The organism is Pseudomonas sp. Irchel s3h9, assembly GCF_900187475.1.
GTDB lineage: Bacteria > Pseudomonadota > Gammaproteobacteria > Pseudomonadales > Pseudomonadaceae > Aquipseudomonas > Aquipseudomonas neuropathica.
Genome location: NZ_FYDH01000006.1, coordinates 326,946 through 329,992 on the forward strand (window position 1 = coordinate 326,946; position 3,047 = coordinate 329,992).

4 protein-coding genes and 3 tRNA genes are annotated in these 3,047 nt (G+C 51.9%); all 7 read right to left on the reverse strand.

What is annotated here, in order from left to right; translation table 11 throughout:
* On the reverse strand, positions 1-184 hold a 184-nt coding region (locus CKW26_RS12950), incomplete at its 3' end, for a GTP-binding protein (protein WP_256579898.1).
* Between the two features lie 85 nt (positions 185-269).
* A tRNA-Thr gene (locus CKW26_RS12955) sits at positions 270-345 on the reverse strand.
* 26 nt (positions 346-371) lie between these two features.
* Positions 372-445, reverse strand: a tRNA-Gly gene (locus CKW26_RS12960).
* A gap of 25 nt (positions 446-470) precedes the next feature.
* A tRNA-Tyr gene (locus CKW26_RS12965) sits at positions 471-555 on the reverse strand.
* Between the two features lie 143 nt (positions 556-698).
* Positions 699-1,130: a hypothetical protein gene (locus CKW26_RS12970; RefSeq protein WP_095048840.1), complete on the reverse strand. Its 432-nt coding sequence runs from the start codon at positions 1,128-1,130 to the stop codon at positions 699-701.
* Between the two features lie 7 nt (positions 1,131-1,137).
* Positions 1,138-1,890, reverse strand: coding sequence for a pantothenate kinase (locus CKW26_RS12975; protein ID WP_095048841.1), 753 nt, complete (start codon positions 1,888-1,890; stop codon positions 1,138-1,140).
* Positions 1,880-2,833 (reverse strand): bifunctional biotin--[acetyl-CoA-carboxylase] ligase/biotin operon repressor BirA, encoded by a 954-nt coding sequence (birA, locus tag CKW26_RS12980; RefSeq protein WP_095048842.1) that lies wholly within the window; start codon positions 2,831-2,833, stop codon positions 1,880-1,882. Before birA ends, CKW26_RS12975 begins: the two co-directional genes overlap by 11 nt.
* Positions 2,834-3,047: the final 214 nt, after the last annotated feature.

A 3,047-nucleotide genomic window follows, 5' to 3' on the forward strand; every position in this document is an offset into this window, starting at 1 on the left:
TCATACCGCGAGCTTTTTCTTCTGGTGCGCTGTCGATCTTGTCGAAGTCAACGATTGCGGAACCGAAAACTTCGGAGCAAACGCGAGTCAGAGCAGCAGTCAGAGTGGTTTTACCGTGGTCAACGTGACCAATGGTCCCAACGTTGACGTGGGGCAGGGAACGATCAAATTTTTCCTTAGCCATCGATATCACCCTCAACAGAAGAAATTAGACAAACAATATCAACCATTAAAACAAAGGCAGATATTTTCATATCTGCCTTGTTATATGGAGCTCTTGAGCGGATTTGAACCGCTGACCTCACCCTTACCAAGGGTGTGCTCTACCAACTGAGCTACAAGAGCAAAACACTTTGCACAACCTGCAAACTTGGAGCGGGTAGCGGGAATCGAACCCGCATCATCAGCTTGGAAGGCTGAGGTTCTACCACTAAACTATACCCGCGGAGCCTGCAGCTCACGCTTAAATCTGGTGGAGGGAGAAGGATTCGAACCTTCGAAGTCGTAGACGTCAGATTTACAGTCTGATCCCTTTGGCCGCTCGGGAACCCCTCCTAATCAGGCCGGCATTCTATACTATGCCAAACCTCTGTCAAGCATTTTCTCATTTAAAAACCTGAGGTTAGCTGCGTTGACATCGCTTCACTTTGAATCCCTACTTAGGTCTTCGCTGTGGAGCGGGCGCCATTCTATGCAAACTATTCAGCAGGTGCAACCCCCTCACACAGCATTATTTTATGTTTTAACTCATTGAATTCGTTGGAAAGGTTTTGGAGCTGGGCGTCCCCCAGCAAACGCTGGCCCTGAGGCGAAACAGACAACCAATAACCAACCCCAAAAGCATCCCTCGACGAAGATTTTACATCGACTCCCATTTCAGCCAAACGCTGCTGGAGCGCTGTAATCGACTCCTGTCGAGAGAAACCACCAAGGAACAGACACTCTTGCCGACGCCCCCCCTGCCCCTCCCGAACATTGCCCGTCGTTTCGCTGAGCAAGCGAATGTCTTGCTGGGAACCTCGATACAAACTAAGAGGCGTTACATCCTTTGCCCGCAAGGGCGCCTCCTGCTGATGCCAGACATAATAGAAAACATTAAGAACAAGAAGCAGGAGGAACAACCAACGCATACAAACCTCAGGAAAAAGGACACGCCATAGCCAACCCCACAAACACCAGGTCAGGAACGACTCGGGCCTCAGGGGCGACAGCTGCAACCAATTCAGCATCCCCCCCAGTTATAAAGACTGCGAAGTCTTCCCTCCAGTAAGAGCGCGCCAGTTCCAACTGTGTCAATACAAAACCTCGCAACATCAATGAACACCCGCGCTCCACCGCCTCAACAGTGGTCCGCCCAGGCGCATTGCTTGACAGCGCGCGCTCAGCCGCCAGATCTCCATAGCGAATCTTACGGGTATGCGTACGTAACTGATTTCGCATCAAAGGCATTCCGGGGCAAATAAAACCACCAAGATGCTCACCACCCGCAGCAATAAAATCTGCAGTCACCGCCGTACCGAAATCAAGCACCAGGCAAGCGCCGCCTGATGCGAGATGAAACCCGCCAAGCATGGCCAGCCATCGATCCAGCCCTAGGCGCTCGTACTCTTCATAACCATTTTTGACACCGGACATTTCACGTGCGGGCTTCGCGCACACCACCGAAATACCAAACTCACGCTCGATAATAGCGATCAAGGCATCAGTCTCCTCCGCAGTCCTGACACTGACCACGCGGCACTTACGAAGCTCAAGCCCATTGAGAGCTTTCAAACTGTCTAGCAATGCGAGATCAGAGTCGACAACCCCTTCAGAAAAGAGAGAGCCAAGCGCAGCCTTCAGTACTCGCCACTTAATAAAGCTGTTCCCACAGTCGAGCTCAAGAATCATCACGCAACCTCAGGCTGAGCTCACCACCACTAAAGACTTTTTCCACACCATCCACCTTCAGGCGCAGCGCACCCTGACTATCGATTCCGAGCACAACACCATCTATCTGACTGGAACCCGCAATCAATGACACAGAGCGATCCTGCCACAAATGGTTCGCCTCCCATTCCGTCTGGAGAGCCGAAAAACCATCCACCTGATGGCGCCGGATATAAACATTTAACTGCTTACTAAGCTCAGCCACCAGGGAGTTACGGTCAGTACTTCTACCTGACTCAAGCCGAATCGAAGTCCATTGCTGGCCAACTTCATCAGCCACTTGCATGTTCACATTTACACCAATACCCAGCACCACATGGCAAACGTCTGCCGGATCACCAACGAGCTCAAGGAGAATGCCGGCAATCTTCTTGTTACCCACCAAGACATCGTTGGGCCACTTCAATCCCGCACCTGACACTCCAAAATTTCTCAGAGCCTGCAAGACAGCCAACCCAACAACAAGACTCAAGCCCTCGAGCTGGCGCATTCCGCCATCAATACGCAGGACAAGGCTGTAATAAAGATTCTCTGCAAAGGGACTTACCCACTTGCGACCTCTTCGCCCACGACCAGAGACCTGGCGTTCCGCGAGCACCAAAAAGGGCGCCAAACTACCTTGGCCAATCGCCCGCAAGGCCTCAGCGTTTGTCGAGTCGACCGAATCCAAGACCATCACCGGCCAATCTGGCGCCATTGCCGATATTGCCCGAGAGTCGAGCAGCGTCAATGGAACAGCCAATTGATAGCCTCGTCCTCGCACTTTATGAATGGACAAGCCAAGCTCGGCCTCAAGATGCTGAAGCTGTTTCCATACCGCACTTCGACTTATTCCCAAGGCGGCGCCAAGATCCTGACCAGAATGGAATCGGCCATCTTTCAGGAGGTTCAACAACGTCAACATGCAGGTCTCGCCCTCACAATGAGGCCCGAATAATATCCATGAGCCGGGCTGTTGCATAGAAATCAAGCAGATGCTTTTCCCGCGGGCAAAACAAAACCCCAACTGCTTTCGCAATTGGGGTTTCGGAATTTAATCTTGACGATGACCTACTCTCACATGGGGAAACCCCACACTACCATCGGCGATGCATCGTTTCACTGCTGAGTTCGGGATG